Genomic DNA, 1,107 nt, shown 5'->3' on the forward strand with positions numbered 1-1,107 from the left:
CGGGCGAAGCTGAGAATTTAAGCCCCAGTAAACGGCGGTGGTAACTATAACCATCCTAAGGTAGCGAAATTCCTTGTCGGGTAAGTTCCGACCTGCACGAATGGAGTAACGACTTCCCCGCTGTCTCAACCATAAACTCGGCGAAATTGCAGTACGAGTAAAGATGCTCGTTACGCGCAGCAGGACGGAAAGACCCCGAGACCTTTACTATAGTTTGGTATTGGTGTTCGGAGTGGCTTGTGTAGGATAGGTGGGAGACGTTGAAGCCCGGACGCCAGTTCGGGTGGAGTCATCGTTGAAATACCACTCTGGTCACTTTGGACATCTAACTTCGGCCCGTGATCCGGGTCAGGGACAGTGCCTGATGGGTAGTTTAACTGGGGCGGTTGCCTCCTAAAAAGTAACGGAGGCGCCCAAAGGTTCCCTCAGCCTGGTTGGCAATCAGGTGTCGAGTGTAAGTGCACAAGGGAGCTTGACTGTGAGAGAGACATCTCGAGCAGGGACGAAAGTCGGGACTAGTGATCCGGCGGTACATTGTGGAATGGCCGTCGCTCAACGGATAAAAGGTACCTCGGGGATAACAGGCTGATCTTGCCCAAGAGTCCATATCGACGGCATGGTTTGGCACCTCGATGTCGGCTCGTCGCATCCTGGGGCTGGAGTAGGTCCCAAGGGTTGGGCTGTTCGCCCATTAAAGCGGTACGCGAGCTGGGTTTAGAACGTCGTGAGACAGTTCGGTCCCTATCCGCTGCGCGCGCAGGAAATTTGAGAAGGGCTGTCCTTAGTACGAGAGGACCGGGACGGACGAACCTCTGGTGTGTCAGTTGTACTGCCAAGTGCACCGCTGATTAGCTACGTTCGGATGGGATAACCGCTGAAAGCATCTAAGCGGGAAGCTCGCTTCAAGATGAGATTTCCATACACAATTTGTGTGAGAGGCCCCCAGCCAGACCACTGGGTTGATAGGCCGGATGTGGAAGCGAGGACTAACGACTCGTGAAGCTGACCGGTACTAATAGGCCAACAACTTACACCACACACAACACACTGCACGCGTCCACTATGTGGTTCCCAACCAACAACCCACCAGTTGTCACAGGAACCAAC

The 1,107-nt window shown here is 54.0% G+C and carries 1 rRNA gene (cut by a window edge); it reads left to right on the forward strand.

Annotated elements, in window-relative coordinates:
* Nucleotides 1–1,037 (forward strand): 23S ribosomal RNA (locus ACFUOZ_RS21235); it begins 2,301 nt to the left of the window's first position.
* The last annotated feature ends 70 nt before the right edge of the window (nucleotides 1,038–1,107 follow it).

Origin of the sequence: Paenarthrobacter sp. NPDC057355 (assembly GCF_042667405.1) — a bacterium.
Classification (GTDB): domain Bacteria; phylum Actinomycetota; class Actinomycetes; order Actinomycetales; family Micrococcaceae; genus Arthrobacter.